Origin of the sequence: Edaphocola aurantiacus (genome assembly GCF_019797745.1) — a bacterium.
Taxonomy (GTDB): Bacteria; Bacteroidota; Bacteroidia; order Chitinophagales; family Chitinophagaceae; genus Edaphocola; species Edaphocola aurantiacus.
In genome coordinates, this window is record NZ_VOSI01000001.1 from 135,700 (window position 1) to 154,328 (window position 18,629).

Consider the following 18,629-nt stretch of genomic DNA (forward strand, 5'->3'; position numbering starts at 1 on the left):
AAAAAATATTTTTTATATGTGTGTGGGGCGGCCTGCCGCCCCCCCCAACACTTTTATAACATGTACACAAGCTCCTTCAACTCGCGTCCAAGAAGACTTGTCCTTTCTTTTTATTCTTGAATCGTTTTCAGGTAAGCCCTTGCTCTATCTACATCATCGGCCACATCAATGCCAATACCCATTTCAGAAACAGTAGTCATCTTCAATGGAATGCCATGCTCCAGGAAACGAAGACATTCTATCTTTTCTACCTTTTCCAGAGGGGTCATAGGCAGTGTCGGAAACAACATCAGGGCCTCTTTACGGAAAGCATAAACGCCTATATGCTGGTAATAAGTATTGGGAACGGTTTCATCACGCACATATGGTATAGGGCTGCGGGAAAACAACAGGGAATTGCCATCCAAATCACAGACTACCTTTACAACATTGGGGCTATTGATCAGCGCAGGATCGGTAATGGGTTTGCGAATACTCCCTACCCTAACCTGCTTTCCGGCTTCGTCTCTGAATAAATTAAGTAATTGTTCCAGTGGCTTTTTCTGCACAAAAGGCTCATCTCCCTGTACATTCAGGAATACGTCTGCTTCCAGCTGAGCAGCAATAGCAGCGATGCGGTCGGTACCGGATTCATACTCCTCTGTACTGCGCAACACAGTTCCGCCACAATTGCTGATGATGGATTCTATGGCCTCACTGTCGGTGACCACGACAACCGATTCGAAAAGACCAGTGGCCAGAGTAGCCTCATAGGTCCGCTGGATCACTGTTTTACCTTCCAGTTCTATCAGTAATTTTTCGGCCAGCCGTGTGGAAGCCAGTCGTGCCGGGATGAGCGCAATCGCTTTCATGTTTACTTTTTTTTGAAGGCAAATGTACTGCTTAAATCTGCACCAGTCTGTTTTTTATCGCAAAGATGACGAGACCGACTCTCGATTTCACTTCGAATTTTTCGAACAGTGCATCACGATAGTGGTCTACCGTTTTAGGGCTCAGACACATGCGGTCAGCAATCTGTGTATAGGTAAGGTCGGTACAGGCCAGTTTCAGAAACTCGAGTTCTCTTTCTTTCAGGCCCACTTTCACGGCCATGGCCCCTTTGGGTTGCATCACGGCCTGCAGCAGCTTGGCGCTGGCTATTTCCGAACTGTAGAATCCTCTGTTCAGTATCGTTTTCATCGCCAGGATCAACTCTTCCGAATCGGTTTCTTTCAGCAGATAGCCTTTTACACCCAGACGCAGCATATTGATCACAGAGGCATCATCATCATTAATAGTCAGGGCCAGTACAGGCAGTTCGGGATGGTTGATCTGCATCCACTCCATAGTTTTAAAACCATCCATGACCGGCATATTGATATCGAGCAGGATAATATCCGGCAGGAGGTTACCGCCGGTTTCCAGGTAGCGCACCAGTTCTTTGCCGTTCCGTGCTTCATAAATCACTTCATGATCCGGTATAGAATTGACCAGGGTACAGATACCCCGGGACATAAGTTCATGATCGTCGGCTATGATTACATTTACCTTTTCCATGATCGTGCGGTATTTTATTGTTGTGGTGTATTGTAAACCAGGGATAGTGTGGTGCCGCTCCCAGGAACGGAATCCATCTCTATCCGGGCATTAATGATTTTAGCACGGTTATAAAATCCGAGCACGCCATTTCCTTCAGAAATGTCCTGTATATTGAATCCGGAGCCATTATCGCTCAGCTGTAGCATCAGCTGATGCGGATTATACCTTAAGGTAATATCAATACGATCGCATTGCGCATGTTTCAGTGAATTGGTAATAAACTCCTGGCAGATACGAAAGATAATCAATTCTACATTAGTATCCAATACCCTGACCTCGCCGGAAATCTCAAGATTGATCTTTAAAGCAGACAGCTTACTTAAATACTCCTGCAGCTTGCGTATAGAGTCCACCAGGTTGTAATTATGCACCAGGTCATCATTCAGCAGGCGGCTCAGCTGGCGCACCTCATTCAGTGCTTTAGCAGCCAGCTCTGCAATCACATCCAGCTGCTCTTCGCTATACGATTTCCGTATCGATTTCAGGTACATGCAATTCAATGCCAGTATCTGTCCTATATTATCATGCAGCTCTCCTGCGACCTGTTTTAAAATAGTGTCTTTTACTTCTATACGGGCTTTATTGATCTCTGACAGGAAGTCCAGTTCTTTTTGCTGCTGCTCAATCAGCAGTTTATTCTTTTTACGGATAAACAGGACAATAATGACGATCACCGTAATGACAAGCAGTACGGGTATAATGGTAGCAATATATACAAGTTCATTATTATTCATCTGCGTTTGCATAAAAGTGCCGTCGTCATGCAGGTATACAGACAAAGCACACTGATAAATGTTACTACATTATGCACCAGGCTATGGTGAGCATATACAATCTTGAAATAGTTACTGGTGACCAGGAAGGCTGAACAACTGAGGTACAACAATAAGCCTATACTGATCCAGATCATGGGGTTATCATTAAAAGAAATGATATTGTCGGAACGCAATACCTCTGCCAGGTAATTGACCGCCATGATAACCATAAAGAACATAGACAGGAATGTCGAAATAATATTGTAAAAAGTATAGCGGTATATATGCCCGTAAAACAAGACCAGCGATAAGGCAAACAGCAATGTAAAAATGCCGATCAGTATGCGTGTATACCGCTGGACCGTTACGTAATAATATAAAAGGCTGTAAAAAGAAAATTCGAGTATGGACATGATATCATACACGTCCATATTATGTCTCTTATGCTTCATCAGCCAGTAAGCCAGCATTTCCAGTCCGAACACAAGGGTAATGTATACAGGCAATAACCGTAGTACCCCTTTCCTGTTTGGGAAAGTGATCCACCCGATGATCATTGTAATCAGCAGGAGCAGGTAAGAAAATGTGGCCAGCAGCATAAATTATTTCAGCAGTACCCCATCACAATTGACCGGACAAGGCATAATACGGTTCATGATAAATGTCTGTCCGCCCTCCATAATCGTAGTGCTTTTCAGACGGCTTGCATCATAATCTGTTGATGTGCCTCTTTCACTTTTGTATGTAGGAATAAAGGCAACAGACAGTTTATTATCAAATTCAGTACCGGAAGGTTTGTAACGGATAAAGTATATTCTCAGACCCAGATCATTTGCATTAAGTCCCATTTCCTTGGCATGATTGCGCACTACGCACAGGTAGTTCTGCATCTCATCCATACTCATCCACAAAGATTTTGTTTCGGACTCTGCATCAATGGCATTACCGCCGATGCTTGTTTTAAAATAATTCACATTTTGCTCAAATTCTTCGTAGCTGATGCTGCTGTATGCAGGCACAACACTATCCCCGCAGCAGGATGTACTACCAGACTGCAGTTCACTGATCTTTGCCTGAAGTGTTTTGATTTCCTGGTTTTGCTTATACATGTAATAACCGGAAAAAACCAGTGCTAGGAACAGCACTGTAGTCAATACTGGAGTAGTTTTTGAACGCATATTTTTTTGTTTTTAGGTGGTGAAACATGTACAAAATATAACAAATGTATTATAAATCACATAGTGCCACAGAACATTATCACGGATAAACGAACATTTAAGCAAAACTTAATCTGTATACACTGTTGATTACACTGCAATACTAGCAGAAAATAAGCAGCGTAAAATGGGGATTTTTCCTGAAAAATAAAGGGTATTGCTCTTGTATAGCATTTTGGCAAAAGCAAAACAGTATAGCATATCAGACCTTCTAAAATAAAAAATTAATCAAACTCACTAATTTTTGACTTACAGATTATATATTTATGTTATGATTATATTTTACGATGAACTTTTATCAAAACTCCTGTTATGAAACATTTATTAATTACCCTTTCCCTGCTCAGCGTCTTTGGAACGGCGCGTGCACAAAAGAAAATCTATCCGCGCAACAACCTGAAAATAATTCCTGCGGCCACTTTCGATCTTTACTTCTATACCTATGATTATAGCGTAGGTATTGCTTATGAACAAACTTTTAAAAAAGACAGCAGATTTTCCTGGACGCTCCCCGTTTATTTCGGCAACCGGACAGTAGTAAATCCAGGTTTCACAGGCACATTAAAATACAAAAATGTGCTCAAGATAAACCCAGGCATCAAGTTCTACCCATTCGGGCAACGAACACTGACCTACGGGATAGGCCTATCTGCATTTTATGTAAACGGGCATACTGAAGAAAAAAACATTCCATACTATGTTGAGCAGTACCGCCTGAACCAGTTGGGGCTGATGCTGAACAATTCGCTTACTTGTAATATCACAAAGCGCATTAATCTGAATCTGGAAATTGGCTATGGCCCAAGTATCTACAGTAGACTTAAAGACGTCAAAGAACAGCATAGTAGTTATAATCAAAACATCTTAACCATGCGCCATGCACATTTCAGCCTGGGCTACAGATTCTAATTTTATGAAAAAAATATACGCTTCATTACTGATCCTGATATGCAGTGTCAAAGGATTTTCACAACATACTGCACCGCTGAAAAACAGTATTAATATTATCCCTGTTGCTACTTTTTATACATACAACTGGAGCATGGGCATTGCTTACGAACGCCTGATCGACCACAAAGGCCGGTTTGGGGTAAATATACCGGTGCTGCTTGCTTTTATGAATGATGGATTTAATGTAGATGCGGGTGTGGAAAATTCCAATCGGTTACAGTTGAATCCCGGCTTCCGGTATTACCCGGTACGGAACAAAACGATGACCTACGGTGTGGGACTGTCTTATTACTATTTCAGGGGAAAAATCGAATATTATGGTTTTGGCTATTATTCTGGTCAGACTCAATACGAATCATGGAAATATACTATATGGCAGGCTGGTCCAATGCTGAATAATTATGCCGGCTTCAATATTAATGAACATTTCTATGTGGGAATAGAAGTGGGAGTAGGTGTGAATATAATAAACAAAGGCAAAGTAGAATCTACAGGCGAGGTGTACAGGAGGAATGCTGAAAAGGAAATGTTTCAGACCAATTTTCAGATCGGTTATCGTTTTTAAAATGCAGAAAGGAAAGCGTGATGAACGCTTTCCTTTTTCTTTATTGGTCATGTACGATTGAATTATCCTTCAAGATCGCCCAGCACTTTTATCTTATCTGAAGTCGACATTCCACCCGGATTACATCCCGGTAAGCCTTCCGGAATGCTCACCTTCAGGTTACGAAAATAGCTTTCCCACACCGGGTAGAAAGAGCCCGTTGCCGGATCTTTATAGGTCATCGGATATAACTGGAAAAACGGCTGCCCCTCATTAGCCGACTTAAAGGCATCATAGATCAGTTCTGAACAGTAATATTTACCGTTATTATACAGGAACTCCTCATCATAGGCACCTCCTACTTTTGACTGGCAAAAGGCCACTGCTGCAGGTATCAGACTACGATACGATTTCTTTACACGGGCCACCAGGTGCGGATGGGTACTGCGTTTCAGAAATTCATCCAGCTCGGTTTCCTGCACGCCCTTACCAATACTCTCCAGTACATAATAGGTACCGTTCGGCATCACACTGACCATACCCATATGGGAGAAATCCCTGTTTTTGTACCCCTCGGTTACGGCTTCAATAGCATCACACATCCCGCCACAATCCAGGTCCTGAAAAATAAGGTCTCCGGCTTTCAATTCTGTTTTTTTGATCGAAAAGGCAGAAAGGCTTAGACAACAGTATAATAATACTAAAAAGTATCTCATCGTAATTATTTGAAGGACAAATTTACGCTATTTCAGGAGTATAGGAAACAGGTGCTGCTTCATTAATCATAACGGTATCTATTTTTCGAATCCCATTCTTTTTTCTGTTGCAGCAAGAAATGCTTCATCCTCCGGAGTAATATCTACAACTGCATATACAGGAACTGCATTGATGCTCATTTCGTCCAGTATATTAATCAGGTCTTCTGTATTTGAATTGTCCGCCGGTTTTATCATGACGGTCAGCTTATCGCTTATGTCAAGTGCAGGGCTACCCTGGTCAATCATACCCTTTATCTCTTTCTTCTTTGCTATAATAGCATCTCTGATACCATCAATATTTTTAAAATTTGTCGCCTTTAATTCCGGTGGCCTTTTAGGATCAGCGCCCATGCCATAGTAATAATAGATACGATGATCTTTACTTAAAAGTATCGTCATTGCCGTACTTTCTTTTACAAGACTACTCTTTGACGGATCCATATCAGGCTCCTTATAAGGCATCTGAATTTCCATCGCTGTTGGCTTAGACATGGTAGTCGTAAACATAAAGAAAGTAATCAACAGGAAGCCTAAGTCTACCATAGGTGTAAGATCTACGTGGGGAGCACCTTTCCCTCCTTTAATTTCCATTGCAGCCATATAATTTCATTTTTTGAAGGGAAAGGAATATGTATTCTGTTCCCCTGGTTAGAAATGGTATTTCAATTTAAGACGCAAGTGAACGTATTCTGCACAAATATTTTCTTCAGAATATGGAATGTAATCGTCTATAATTCGAACCCTAAGGCACAAAGTAGCCATAGATATAAATAGATTTTTCAACCCATAATGCTAGTCTTTATTTCCTTTAAGCGGATACTCCGTTACACTAAAACAAACAGGAACCATAATATGATTATGGTTCCTGTTTGTTTACCCGATCTGTTACAGATCGTAATTATTTATGCTACCCCAAACTCTTTGCGGATGATGTTCAATGCGCTACCCGCTTTGAACCATTCAATCTGCTGAGCATTGTAGGTATGGTTTGCTTTGATTTCTTCGCTGGTGCCGTCTGCATGGTGCAAAACGATTGTCAGCGGTGTATCGGGAGCAAATGTAGTCAGCCCTAATACATCGATCACATCATCTTCCTGGATCTTATCATAATCTGCTTTATCGGCAAAGGTGAGTCCGAGCATACCTTGTTTTTTCAGGTTGGTCTCATGAATACGGGCAAATGATTTGACCAGTACTACCCGCACACCCAGGTGACGCGGTTCCATAGCGGCATGCTCACGGCTGGAGCCCTCGCCATAGTTTTCATCCCCTACTACGATAGAACCGATACCGGCCGCTTTGTATGCACGTTGTACCGCTGGTACTTCGCCATACTCACCGGTCAGCTGGTTTTTAACGGTATTGGTTTTCTCATTAAAGAAGTTGGTTGCCCCGATCAGCATGTTGTTGGAAATATTGTCCAGGTGGCCACGGAACTTCAACCATGGACCTGCCATAGAGATATGGTCAGTGGTACATTTACCTTTTGCTTTGATCAGTACTTTCAGTCCTTTCAGATCTGTACCTTCCCATGGCGTAAAGGGTGCTAACAATTGTAAACGTGCAGATGTAGGAGATACGACAACCGTTACATGGCTGCCATCGGCAGCTGGTGCCTGGTAACCGGCATCTTCTACGGCAAAGCCTTTAACCGGCAATTCCCAGCCGGTAGGCGGGTCCAGTTTCACCTGCTCCCCATTCTCGTTGGTGAGGGTATCGGTCAGCGGGTTGAACGTCAGGTCACCGGCAATCGCCAGTGCGGTAACGATCTCAGGACTACCTACAAACGCATAAGTATTTGGGTTACCGTCCTGGCGCGCTGCGAAGTTTCTGTTGAAAGAGTGAATAATGGTATTTTTCTCTTTCTTCTCTGCACCTTCACGGGCCCACATACCGATACATGGTCCGCAAGCATTGGCAAACACCGTACCGCCGATCTTCTCGAAGGTGTTGATGAATCCGTCTCTTTCGATGGTAAACCGTACCAGTTCAGAACCCGGAGTAATTGTATATTTAGCTTTCGCTTTCAGGTTTTTAGCAACCGCTTGTTCCGCAAGGTTAGCGGCACGGCTGATATCTTCATAAGAAGAGTTTGTACAGGAACCGATCAAACCCACTTCCAGGTTGGTTGGCCATCCGTTAGCGGCAGCAGCTTCTTTCATTTTAGAAATCGGCGTAGCCAGATCGGGAGAGAAAGGTCCGTTGATGTAGGGTTCCAGGGTAGACAGGTCTAATTCGATCACCTGGTCGAAGTACATTTCAGGATTGGCATATACCTCCGGATCACCGGTCAGGTGCTCTTTTACGGTATTAGCCGCATCTGCGATGGCGGCACGGCTGGTCGCTCTCAGGTAGCGCTCCATAGACTCGTCGTAACCAAATGTAGAAGTGGTTGCACCGATCTCTGCACCCATGTTACCAATGGTACCTTTACCAGTACAGCTGATGCTGGTTGCCCCTTCTCCAAAGTATTCTACTACGGCACCGGTACCCCCTTTAACGGTCAGTTTACCGGCCACCCACAAAATGATATCTTTAGGCGTAGCCCAACCGTTTAATTTTCCGGTCAGTTTTACCCCGATCAGTTTCGGCATTTTCAATTCCCAGGCCAGGCCCGCCATTACATCACAGGCGTCAGCACCACCGACACCGATCGCGATCATACCCAGACCACCCGCATTAGGTGTGTGAGAATCCGTACCGATCATCATACCACCCGGAAATGCATAGTTTTCCAATACTACCTGGTGAATGATACCGGCACCGGCTTTCCAGAAGCCCAGACCATAACGATCAGACACAGAGGACAGGAAGTCATACACTTCTTTATTACTATCTACTGCAACCTGAAGGTCGGTACCCGCCTCAACTTTAGCTTGAATCAAGTGATCACAATGCACCGTAGACGGCACCGCCACTTTATCCCTGCCACAAGTCATGAATTGTAATAATGCCATCTGCGCCGTTGCATCCTGCATCGCTACTCTGTCCGGTCGGAAGTCTACATAATCCTCTCCACGTACAAACGCTCTGTCAGCTGCTTTGTCTAAATGTGCATAAAGGATCTTTTCTGTAAGGGTTAAAGGGCGATTAAGCAGCTTACGTGCAGCCTCAATCTTTGCAGGCATTTCAGCGTACACTTTTTTGATTAAATCTAAATCGAAGGCCATATCTAATTATATTAATTTATCTATTGTCAAAAACTAATGACAATTTACGAAAAAAAATTGTGATGTAGAATTTACTTATTGTTAAATAGCTTGTCATTAATAATTGCAGCCAGTAGACCAGTAAACAGGCTGTGTTTTCATCAGTTCTATGCCCATGTCTTTCAAAGCCAGTGAGGCATTTTTATGTTGCATCATTGCTGTTTTACAAAGCTGTATACGCTGCATAAAAAAAGACCTCTAAGCTGTTGAAAGCTTAGAGGTCTCTGAACTATTATTTTATAAAACTTATTAATTCACTGCTACCGGAGCAAACTTAGTTAAGTTGATGCCCTGTACAGCTGCTTTATATTCTTCAATGCTAGGAATGCGACCCAGAATAGCAGAAAGTACTACTACCGGAGTAGAAGCCAGTAAAGACTCTCCTTTTTTACCTTCAGCATCTTCTACCACCCTGCCCTGGAACAGGCGGGTAGAGGTAGCCAATACGGTATCTCCTTTAGCCGCTTTCTCCTGGTTACCCATACACAGGTTACAACCCGGGCGCTCTAAGTACATGATATTTTCATACTCTGTACGTGCCGCATTTTTTGGCAATAAATCACTGAACTCAAAGCCGGAATATTTCTGCAGCATATCCCAGTCACCCTCTGCTTTCAATTCATCAATGATATTGTAAGTAGGTGCTGCTACTACTAAAGGTGCTTTGAAGGTTACCGCGCCCTGCTGTTCTTCTAAATTTTTCAGCATTTGAGAAACGATTTTTAGATCGCCTTTATGCACCATACAAGAACCCACGAAACCAAGATCTACTTTTTTATCATTGCCATAGAATGACAGTTCACGAATGGTATCGTGCGTATATCTTTTAGATACATCAGCATTATTTACATCAGGATCGGCAATCATCGGCTCATCAATCACATCCAGATCCACGACAACTTCTGCATAGTATTTTGCATTTGTATCCGGCATCAGCGCTGGTTTCTCACCAGATTTGATTTCAGCGATACGTTTATCCGCTTTGTTGATCAGGCCTTGCAGTACTTGTCTGCTGTTATCCATACCTTTTTCGATCATGATCTGGATACGGCTTTTCGCGATCTCCAAAGATTCGATTAAGGTATCATCCTGAGAGATACAGATAGATGCTTTTGCTTTCATCTCTGCAGTCCAGTCCGTAAAGGTAAATGCCTGGTCTGCAAGCAATGTACCGATATGTACCTCAATGATTCTTCCCTGGAATACGTTCTCACCATCGAACTGCTGTAACATCTGTAATTGTGTAGCATGTACCACATCACGGAAATCCATGTGCTCTTTCATGCTGCCTTTGAAGGTTACTTTTACAGATTCCGGGATTGGCATAGAAGCCTCACCGGTAGCTAAAGCTAAGGCAACGGTACCAGAGTCTGCACCGAAAGCTACGCCTTTAGACATACGGGTGTGTGAGTCACCACCGATAATGATAGCCCATTCATCGATTGTAATATCATTTAATACTTTATGAATTACATCGGTCATAGAATGATACTCCCCTTTAGGGTCACGGGCAGTGATTACACCAAAGTCATTCATAAACTTCATCAGCTTAGGAATGTTAGCCTGTGCTTTTTTATCCCATACAGAAGCGGTGTGACAACCTGATTGGTAAGCACCGTCTACGATCGGAGAAATAACGGTAGCCGCCATAGATTCCAGTTCCTGTGCAGTCATCAGACCGGTAGTATCCTGAGAACCTACGATATTTACTTCTACACGTACATCAGAACCAGCATGTAATACTTTGCCCTGAGTAATGCCTACCGCATTTTTGTTGAATATTTTTTCTACAGCGGTCAGACCTTGTCCTTCGATAGAAATTTCTTTAGAAGGAGCAAAAACGGAAGCCGGCTCAACACCTAAGATATTTGCTGCAATCGTCTGGATTTTTTTACCAAATACGATCGCGTAAGAACCACCCGCCTTGATGAATTCCATTTTCTGAGGCGTAAATGACTTCGAAAGATCAATCAGTTCCTGATCGCCGTTGTATAATTTTTTCTTCTTTGTATTAATGGTCAATACCGTACCTGTAGCCACTGAGTATACTTCTTCCAGGATAGGATCTCCGTTTTCATTACGTACTACATTTCCGTCTGCATCCACTTTCTTCACCCAGTTTTTCAGATCGATACCGATACCACCGGTTACGTCAACTGTAGTTAAGAAGATCGGAGAAATACCGTTAGTACCACCTACAATAGGGGCGATATTTACGAATGGAATATACGGACTGGCTTTTCTACCGGTCCAGAGTGCCACGTTGTTTACGCCTGACATTCTTGAAGAACCCACACCCATGGTACCTTTTTCAGCAATCAGCATCACGCTCTTATCTGGATGTTGTACCTGCAGCCCTCTGATCTCAGATTGTGCCTGAGGAGTGATCATGCATAAACCGTGTAATTCACGGTCAGAACGGGAGTGCGCCTGGTTACCCGGAGACAGTAAATCCGTAGAAATATCACCTTCACCGGCAATAAATGTAACTATCTGAATTTCTTCAGGAACTTCCGGCAGCTTGGTAAAAAACTCTGCTTTCGCGTAGCTTTCCAGGATATCTTTAGCAACTGGGTTTTCGTTTTTAAAAGCTTCTTTTAAACGATCTGTATCGGCATCATAAAGGAAAACCTGTGTTTTCAATACTTCTGCAGCAGCTTGTGCAATAGCAGCATCTGCTCCCAGCGCCAGGTCCAGCAATACTTCGATAGAGGGACCACCTTTCATATGAGATAACAGTTCGAAAGCAAAAGCAGGTGTAATTTCTTCTACCACGGATTCACCCAGAATGATCTCTTTTAAGAACCTGGCTTTAGCACTGGCTGCGCTAGTTGTACCCGGTAATGTGTTATAGATAAAAAACTGAAGAGAATCTTCACGATACGGACTGGCTGTATCTTTGATCTGTGCAATAATTTCCCATAACAGCTCAGCAGTATCAATGGGTTTTGGATGAAGCCCCTCGGCTTTTCTTTCTTCGATCTCTTTAAGGTAATCCTGGTAGATGTTCATATAAAATTGAAAATATAGTCGGCAGATTCAGATACTGCCATTTACTTTGTTAAACTGTGTTTGAGCATGTGCTCCAAGGCTTGCAAATTTAATCAATAATCATAACTAAAAAAAACCCTTCGACAAAATCGTCACGAGAATGTAAAAAACATCTATATAAGTATATACATCCTTTATAAGCGAATTCAGCTATAAAGGATGTATATACATGTTTATCATTAAATTATCTGGATTAGTGTGATACGCCCAGGTTGAAATGGGTTTTGATCAGCAGGATAAGACCCAGTGCAAAAATGCATATGGCACTGATCTTATTAATGTACATTATTGTACGCAGGTTTAGTTTATGGCGGATCTTATCGGCCAGGAATACTTTCAGAAAGTCGATACCCAATACCAGTCCCAGACAGGTACTGAACAGGACTACTTTATGAGAGGCCTCTACAGAAGGGCCGGCAATGAGGGCTACTGCACCTACCCAGGTAAGTACTACTCCAGGATTCAGCGTATTCATCAGGAAGCCACTGAGCCATATCTGGAAATAAGCGCTACGGCTGATCTTCATCGTCTTCTGATCACGATTCGGTTTTTTGGGCTTAAACTTCTTCATTAAGCCGTACAAACCCATGATCAGGAAAAGGCCACTGCCCACATATCCTACTGTTTTCTGGTGATCTTCCAGGAAGGTCATCCATTGTGTAGCAATATTGGCAAGGGTTACATACAGGATATCGCTTACACTTACTCCCAGTACAAAGGCCAGGCCGGCCCTGTAACTATGGTGCATGCTGTAGCGGATAATTGCAAATAGCGTAGGCCCAACTGATATTGCCATGAACAGCCCAAGGAATACACCTTTTATGATTGCTTCAGAGTACGTCAAAAGAGTTTCGGTTTAGTATGCAATGAAAAAGCAAGATACGATTATTAGTGTTTATAATCGCTGGTGAAATGGAATTCAATATCCGGATTATTCTGGCGTTCTGTGTTCAGGAACCACTCACTCTGTGCCAGGTAAACCAGGTTACCATCCTTGTCTTCCATGATATTTGCCTGCTTGAAGCGGGTAAACTCATCGATCTTTTTCTTTTCTCCGGTAATCCAGCACGCTTTATAGAAAGACAAAGGCACGAAATCTACCGAAGCACCATACTCCTGTAATAAACGATATTGAATAACCTCAAACTGCAGGTCTCCCACACAGCCGATTATTTTACGGTTACCACCATGCTGGGTAAACAACTGTGCTACCCCTTCATCCGTCAGCTGGCGTAAACCTTTTTCCAGCTGCTTGGTCTTCATCGGATCTTTATTCACCACTTCACGAAACAGCTCCGGAGAGAAGCTCGGCATGCCGGTAAACATCATTTTCTCCCCTTCGGTCAGTGTATCACCGATCTTAAAGTTACCGGTATCGAACAGACCTACTACATCGCCAGGATAGGCGTCATCTACCACTTCTTTGCTGCGGGCCAGGAAGGTATACGGGTTACTGAACTTCATATCCTTATCCAGGCGTATGTGTTTATAACTTTTATTACGCTCCAGACGGCCGGAACATACGCGCAGGAATGCGATACGGTCACGGTGTCTCGGGTCCAGGTTGGCGTGAATCTTAAAGATAAACCCGCTGAACTTAGGCTCGCCGGGACAAACTTCTCTTACATCAGTGGCACGGCACAAAGGATTTGGCGCAATACGCACAAAGGTGTCCAGCATCTCACGGATACCGAAGTTATTTACGGCCGAACCAAAGAATACAGGCGCTACTTCACCTTTCATATAGGCTTCGCTATCCAGCTCACCATATACACCATCCAGCAGTTCTACATCTTCGCGCAGCTGTGCTGCATCTTTTGCCCCTACTTTCTGATCCAGTAATGCATCATTAATATCATTGATGGCCACACTGTTCTCATCTGTTGCCTTTTGACTAGGCGTAAAGAGGTTCAGGCTTTTTTCGTATAAATTATATACCCCTTTGAACTCACGACCCATATTAATAGGCCAGGTCAGAGGATGTAAGGAAATATTCAGTTCTTTTTCGATCTCATCGATCAGGTCAAAAGGAAACTTACCGTCACGGTCCATTTTATTAACGAACACGATTACCGGTGTATCGCGCATACGACATACCTCCATCAGGCGGCGGGTCTGCTCCTCTACCCCATTCACACTGTCAATCACCAGGATAACGCTGTCCACGGCTGTCAGGGTACGATAAGTATCTTCAGCAAAGTCCTTGTGACCCGGTGTATCGAGCAGGTTGATCAGGAGATCTTTGTACTCAAAGGTCATTACAGAGGTGGCAACAGAGATACCTCTCTGGCGCTCGATCTCCATAAAATCCGATGTGGCTCCCTTTTTGATCTTATTACTTTTTACCGCTCCGGCTACCTGGATGGCACCACCAAATAACAGCAGTTTTTCGGTCAATGTGGTCTTACCGGCATCCGGGTGGGAAATAATAGCAAAGGTTTTGCGACGATTAATTTCGTTTTGGTATTTCATAATTCGGCTGCAAAGATAATACCTTATGTGTTAACGTGAAACAAAGAGCTATGCATATCACTGATAAGAGATACTATATATTATAATATTCCGTAGTAAAATCGTATTTTCGCGCCCGTTAAGAGAGATAACTTTGCTTCATTATAAGACATTCATACTGCGGGACGATGCTCCCTGGATCACTTTCGTGCATGGCGCGGGGGGTAGTAGCACCATCTGGTTTAAACAGATCAAGACTTTTGCCTCAGAATATAACCTGCTGATGGTGGACCTCCGCGGACACGGCGGTTCTAAGGATCATAAAACAAAACAGAAAGGCCGCTATTCCTTCTCTGAGATCGGTGATGACATCATCGAGGTTATGGAGCATGCCGGTATAGCACAAAGCCATTTTGTGGGCATCTCTTTAGGTACGGTCATCATCCGTGACCTGGCAGAGCGCTACCCCAACCGGGTAAGCAGCCTGGTGATGGGCGGTGCGGTGATGAAGCTGAATCTTCGTTCCCGCTTCCTGATGAATATTGCCCGTCTCAGCAAGTCCGTTATACCTTATATGTTCCTGTACAGCTTCTTTGCTTTTATTGTGATGCCTAAAAAGAATCACAAAGAGTCGAGACTGCTGTTCATCAACGAAGCGAAGAAATTATACCAGAAAGAGTTTAAAAAATGGGTAACCCTCTTCACTACCCTGAACCCGCTGGTAGCATTCTTCCGTATGAAGGAGACACATGTACGTACTTTATACATTATGGGTGCCGAAGATTATATGTTCCTGCCTGCCATTCAAAAGCTGACCGGACACCATCGTAATGCGCAACTGCACATTATCCCGGACTGCGGTCATGTGGTGAATGTAGAGCAACCGGATGTATTTAACCGCGAAGTGTTTTCCTTTTTACAAAAGGGTAAATAGTCAACCAGTACATGATCATACATTTTCTAAAAAATTACGAAGATTATAAACGTAAAGGATTAGGGCCTAAAATTGCACGGTTCGGAATTCCAAGCGGTCTTAGCGAAGCAGAGATCGTGGAAATGGAACTGGCACTCAATGAGGCAAAGCCTTTTCCGCAAACCTTGCGGGAGTATCTGTATATCGGAGGAGATTTCAATTGTATCTCCATGAATGAAGGTGGTAAAAATATCCCAAAAGCGTCCCTGTATTTTAGAACCGAATTAGGTAAAAGGGGCTTTGATATATCGCGGCCAATAGTAATGGTCCATATCTTTGAAGGCAAGTGTGGCACCTTTATCTACCTGGATGAGGGAGACGATCCTAAACCCTGGAACTGCTCTATATCCCCCGCATATGATACCGATGAGGGTGAGATGATCTGGGATGCGCCCTATGACTCCTTCTCACAAATGATCGATGTACATATCGAGCATTCTTTGAAAGGAATTCCTTTTTGATTTTTCTCCTGAATATCCATAAAACAATATGTATCAATTTCTACCCGGAAAATTGTTTTGTTCCGCAGCGCTATTATTAATCAGCAGCAGCCTGATGGCACAAACAAAACACAAACCTAAATTCCCGAATCCTAAGCTGAGAGCAAGTATAGAGCTGGGCATCATATCAGCAGAAGCAAAAGTATCATATAATATTAACCGCTGGAATAGTGTTTCCTTTGGGTGGGGGTATGGCTATACTATAGCCGGTTTTAGTAACCCTAAATTTGCCAACTCACAAAAGCAACAGTCAAATCCCAGAGATATGTCGTTATTGGGAGATTTCCATGCATGGTCCAGTTTTATGGTTAGCGGCTCTTACCGGTACTACTTGAGACATCGCGGCAATTACCTGCCAAATGGTGGCTACCTCGGTGTGCTGCTTCGCTACAGAGGTGCACAAAAAGAATATATAGGCAAAGACAATTACGACATGAGGCCTGTATTTTTCTATGCCGCACAGCTGGGTCACTTAAATTATTTAACATCCAATAGATTATACACAGATTTTTCTATAGGATACGGACTATGTATAAATGATCAATATACGGCAAAAGAATTTGCTCCACAATTATCACTATCCATAGGCTGGTTCATTGGTCCTAACAAAGTGCGCGAAGACAAAACAACAACACCATAACATAAAACAGGCTGCATGAATCATGCAGCCTGTTTTATGTTGAATACTTATTATCTAAGGGTTTGTATGAATGAGTTTGCGATGCAGGATCAACCCATCAGGAAGGGTGATCTTAAGCATATATATACCAGAAGGTAAACCTAAAGACAGCACACTCTTTTGCTGGTTTATTTTACTATTCTGAATAGCTCTGCCCAATACGTCATAGACACCTACAGTGGCCTGATGATATCCTTCCGGCAGTACCAGGTTATATACTCCTGAACCTGGATTGGGATATAGCTGCATGCGTGACGCGAGCTGCTGTTCTGTAATGCTGTTCGTATTGATGGTGATATGAAAACAATCTGAAGTATCGCGGCAACCATTACTGCTGCTGACAGCCAGGGCATAGTCTCCGGTCTGCGTCGGCGTAAATGTAGCATTGGTAGCACCGGATACCAGCTGCCCGGTGTTACAGTCAATCCATTGATAGTTTATACCAGTACCCATCGCCGTCAGGGTTTGGTTCTGTACTGTTACCCGCGGATCTAAATAACACTGAAATAATTTCAAAAGGTATATATCATCTCCACCATTGGAAGTAAGGTTATAAGTTGGCGCACCCGGATTAAAATCTGCGGTCTGGTTAAACTCTCCGCTGACATAGATCTGCCCTGTAGTGTCCAGCTCAATCGTATTGCCACGGGAGACAAAAGTAGACTGCAGTGCGCGGCCCCAGAGGAAGTGTTTATTAGAATCATATTTACAGATATAGGTTTGCACATTGCCCGCCGAAGGTATCGTATACGTACCGGGTCCCGGGTCAAAATCTACAGCTGTGTTATGATAGTAACCAGTGATATAATAATGGCTAAACTTGTCGACATAGCCGCGGTTTGCAGTGCTGTAGTCTACGGAGAAAGACCATTTAAATTCACCGGCAGTATCCAGCTTTACCACAAAAGTACTCAGGTACGGAGAAGAGGTCATCATACCACCATCACCGCCATCATTAAAATTCATGGTGCCGCTATAGCCGCCGCAGACATATAGATTATCTTTCAAATCATAATCAATATCATTACTGTAGGAACTGCCACCGGTGCCGATAAAGCAACGAACCCATTTAAAGTTTCCGTTTTTATCCCATTTCACTACATATAGCTTTTCCTCTGAGTTAGGATAAGGAATCACTGCAGCCGGACCAGGATCGAAATCGCAGTTAGAAGAAAACTGGCCGGTGAGGTAAATATTACCTTCATAATCGGTATCCATCTTACAGGATTCTTCCGGTCCGTCACCACCATAGCTTTTGGCCCACATCAGGCCGCCATCAAGGTTATACTTAGCTACAAATATATGGCGTACCGGTGCTGTCAGCAGGTAAGTGCCCGGTCCCGGATCAAAGTCAATATTTCCGGTGCCAAATGTTCCGGAAACGAGAATTCCGTTTTCTTTAGATACAATAATATCATAGCCCTGGTTAACATTTAAGGCGGTTCCGCTCAAAACATTAACCCATTGCAGGGCGCCGTTGGTATTTAATTTAAGAAAGAAGATAGAACCGGTATTGGAGGTACTGGTATACAGCTGCTGTCCTGGTCCCGGATCAAAATCTACGGTACCGCGGAAGCTACCCGTTATATAGATGGCATTACCCGCATCGGTCGTTACAGATTCTGTATACATAGCACCATTACTACCCCCGAAGGTATCGATCCAGAGTACAGTACCGGCAGTGTCCATTTTGGTCACAAAGCTTTTAGGGTTATTAATGCTTCCGGTCACGGTAAATGTATTCGGCCCCGGGTCCAGGTCTGCAACAGCGTTTGCATTACCTACACAGATGAGGCGCTGCATTTTGTCAAAGGTCTTATCAGTAATGTATTCATTGCCGGTGCCACCAATCTGTTTGGCCCAACGAAAATCCTGGGCGCGGACGGTGGTCACAAAGCATGATAAAAGGGCAAAGAGGGAATAAAAATGTTTCATGGGAAATGTTTTATAGTGCCATAAAAAT

Annotated in this window: 17 protein-coding genes; 5 read left to right on the forward strand and 12 right to left on the reverse strand. The window is 43.3% G+C overall.

Annotated features, from left to right (window positions below; all coding sequences use genetic code 11):
- Positions 1 to 110: 110 nt before the first annotated feature.
- The 5 genes from kdsB to FTD44_RS00590 are packed head-to-tail and all read right to left on the reverse strand — an operon-like array spanning position 111 to position 3,511.
- On the reverse strand, positions 111 to 851 hold the full coding sequence (gene kdsB, locus FTD44_RS00570) for a 3-deoxy-manno-octulosonate cytidylyltransferase (RefSeq protein ID WP_222164683.1): 741 nt from the start codon (positions 849 to 851) through the stop codon (positions 111 to 113).
- A gap of 31 nt (positions 852 to 882) precedes the next feature.
- The gene (locus FTD44_RS00575; RefSeq protein ID WP_129021177.1) at positions 883 to 1,536 is read right to left on the reverse strand and encodes a response regulator transcription factor; all 654 of its coding nucleotides are present in this window, start codon (positions 1,534 to 1,536) and stop codon (positions 883 to 885) included.
- A gap of 14 nt (positions 1,537 to 1,550) precedes the next feature.
- Positions 1,551 to 2,312 carry a sensor histidine kinase gene (locus tag FTD44_RS00580; RefSeq protein WP_222164684.1) on the reverse strand — a complete coding sequence of 254 codons (762 nt, stop codon included), beginning with the start codon at positions 2,310 to 2,312 and terminating at the stop codon, positions 1,551 to 1,553.
- On the reverse strand, positions 2,309 to 2,932 hold the full coding sequence (locus tag FTD44_RS00585; RefSeq protein ID WP_222164685.1) for a hypothetical protein: 624 nt from the start codon (positions 2,930 to 2,932) through the stop codon (positions 2,309 to 2,311). The genes FTD44_RS00580 and FTD44_RS00585 overlap by 4 nt, the downstream gene beginning before the upstream one ends.
- A 3-nt stretch (positions 2,933 to 2,935) precedes the next feature.
- On the reverse strand, positions 2,936 to 3,511 hold the full coding sequence (locus FTD44_RS00590; protein ID WP_222164686.1) for a hypothetical protein: 576 nt from the start codon (positions 3,509 to 3,511) through the stop codon (positions 2,936 to 2,938).
- 351 nt (positions 3,512 to 3,862) lie between these two features.
- On the opposite strand from FTD44_RS00590, the gene FTD44_RS00595 reads away from it, so the two are divergent.
- Both FTD44_RS00595 and FTD44_RS00600 read left to right on the forward strand, forming a co-directional pair.
- On the forward strand, positions 3,863 to 4,459 hold the full coding sequence (locus FTD44_RS00595) for a hypothetical protein (RefSeq protein ID WP_222164687.1): 597 nt from the start codon (positions 3,863 to 3,865) through the stop codon (positions 4,457 to 4,459).
- 4 nt (positions 4,460 to 4,463) lie between these two features.
- Entirely contained in the window at positions 4,464 to 5,066 is a 603-nt protein-coding gene (locus FTD44_RS00600) for a hypothetical protein (RefSeq protein ID WP_222164688.1), read from the forward strand.
- 62 nt (positions 5,067 to 5,128) lie between these two features.
- Here the strand turns inward: FTD44_RS00600 and FTD44_RS00605 are convergent, their stop codons facing one another.
- The 6 genes from FTD44_RS00605 to FTD44_RS00630 all read right to left on the reverse strand — a co-directional run bounded on the left by FTD44_RS00605 (position 5,129) and on the right by FTD44_RS00630 (position 14,535).
- Positions 5,129 to 5,761 (reverse strand): YiiX/YebB-like N1pC/P60 family cysteine hydrolase, encoded by a 633-nt coding sequence (locus tag FTD44_RS00605; protein WP_222164689.1) that lies wholly within the window; start codon positions 5,759 to 5,761, stop codon positions 5,129 to 5,131.
- Positions 5,762 to 5,839: 78 nt separating this feature from the next.
- Positions 5,840 to 6,403, reverse strand: coding sequence for an ExbD/TolR family protein (locus FTD44_RS00610; protein ID WP_222164690.1), 564 nt, complete (start codon positions 6,401 to 6,403; stop codon positions 5,840 to 5,842).
- 302 nt (positions 6,404 to 6,705) lie between these two features.
- Entirely contained in the window at positions 6,706 to 8,931 is a 2,226-nt protein-coding gene (locus tag FTD44_RS00615; protein WP_262901651.1) for an aconitate hydratase, read from the reverse strand.
- Positions 8,932 to 9,261: 330 nt separating this feature from the next.
- The gene (locus tag FTD44_RS00620) at positions 9,262 to 12,024 is read right to left on the reverse strand and encodes a bifunctional aconitate hydratase 2/2-methylisocitrate dehydratase (RefSeq protein ID WP_222164692.1); all 2,763 of its coding nucleotides are present in this window, start codon (positions 12,022 to 12,024) and stop codon (positions 9,262 to 9,264) included.
- A 232-nt stretch (positions 12,025 to 12,256) separates the two neighbouring features.
- The gene (locus tag FTD44_RS00625; protein WP_222164693.1) at positions 12,257 to 12,859 is read right to left on the reverse strand and encodes a LysE family translocator; all 603 of its coding nucleotides are present in this window, start codon (positions 12,857 to 12,859) and stop codon (positions 12,257 to 12,259) included.
- A 92-nt stretch (positions 12,860 to 12,951) separates the two neighbouring features.
- On the reverse strand, positions 12,952 to 14,535 hold the full coding sequence (locus tag FTD44_RS00630) for a peptide chain release factor 3 (protein WP_222164694.1): 1,584 nt from the start codon (positions 14,533 to 14,535) through the stop codon (positions 12,952 to 12,954).
- A gap of 133 nt (positions 14,536 to 14,668) precedes the next feature.
- Here FTD44_RS00630 and FTD44_RS00635 point away from each other — a divergent pair, with 133 nt between their 5' ends.
- From FTD44_RS00635 to FTD44_RS00645, 3 genes are all read left to right on the forward strand, one after another.
- Positions 14,669 to 15,448, forward strand: a complete 780-nt coding sequence (locus FTD44_RS00635; protein WP_222164695.1) for an alpha/beta fold hydrolase — start codon at positions 14,669 to 14,671, stop codon at positions 15,446 to 15,448.
- Between the two features lie 11 nt (positions 15,449 to 15,459).
- Positions 15,460 to 15,948, forward strand: coding sequence for a hypothetical protein (locus tag FTD44_RS00640; RefSeq protein ID WP_222164696.1), 489 nt, complete (start codon positions 15,460 to 15,462; stop codon positions 15,946 to 15,948).
- Between the two features lie 94 nt (positions 15,949 to 16,042).
- A complete protein-coding gene (locus FTD44_RS00645) occupies positions 16,043 to 16,627 on the forward strand; it encodes a hypothetical protein (protein ID WP_222164697.1) in 585 nt (194 codons plus the stop codon).
- A gap of 54 nt (positions 16,628 to 16,681) precedes the next feature.
- Here FTD44_RS00645 and FTD44_RS00650 read toward each other — a convergent pair whose 3' ends face one another.
- Positions 16,682 to 18,601, reverse strand: a complete 1,920-nt coding sequence (locus tag FTD44_RS00650; protein ID WP_222164698.1) for a T9SS type A sorting domain-containing protein — start codon at positions 18,599 to 18,601, stop codon at positions 16,682 to 16,684.
- Positions 18,602 to 18,629 lie beyond the last annotated feature (28 nt).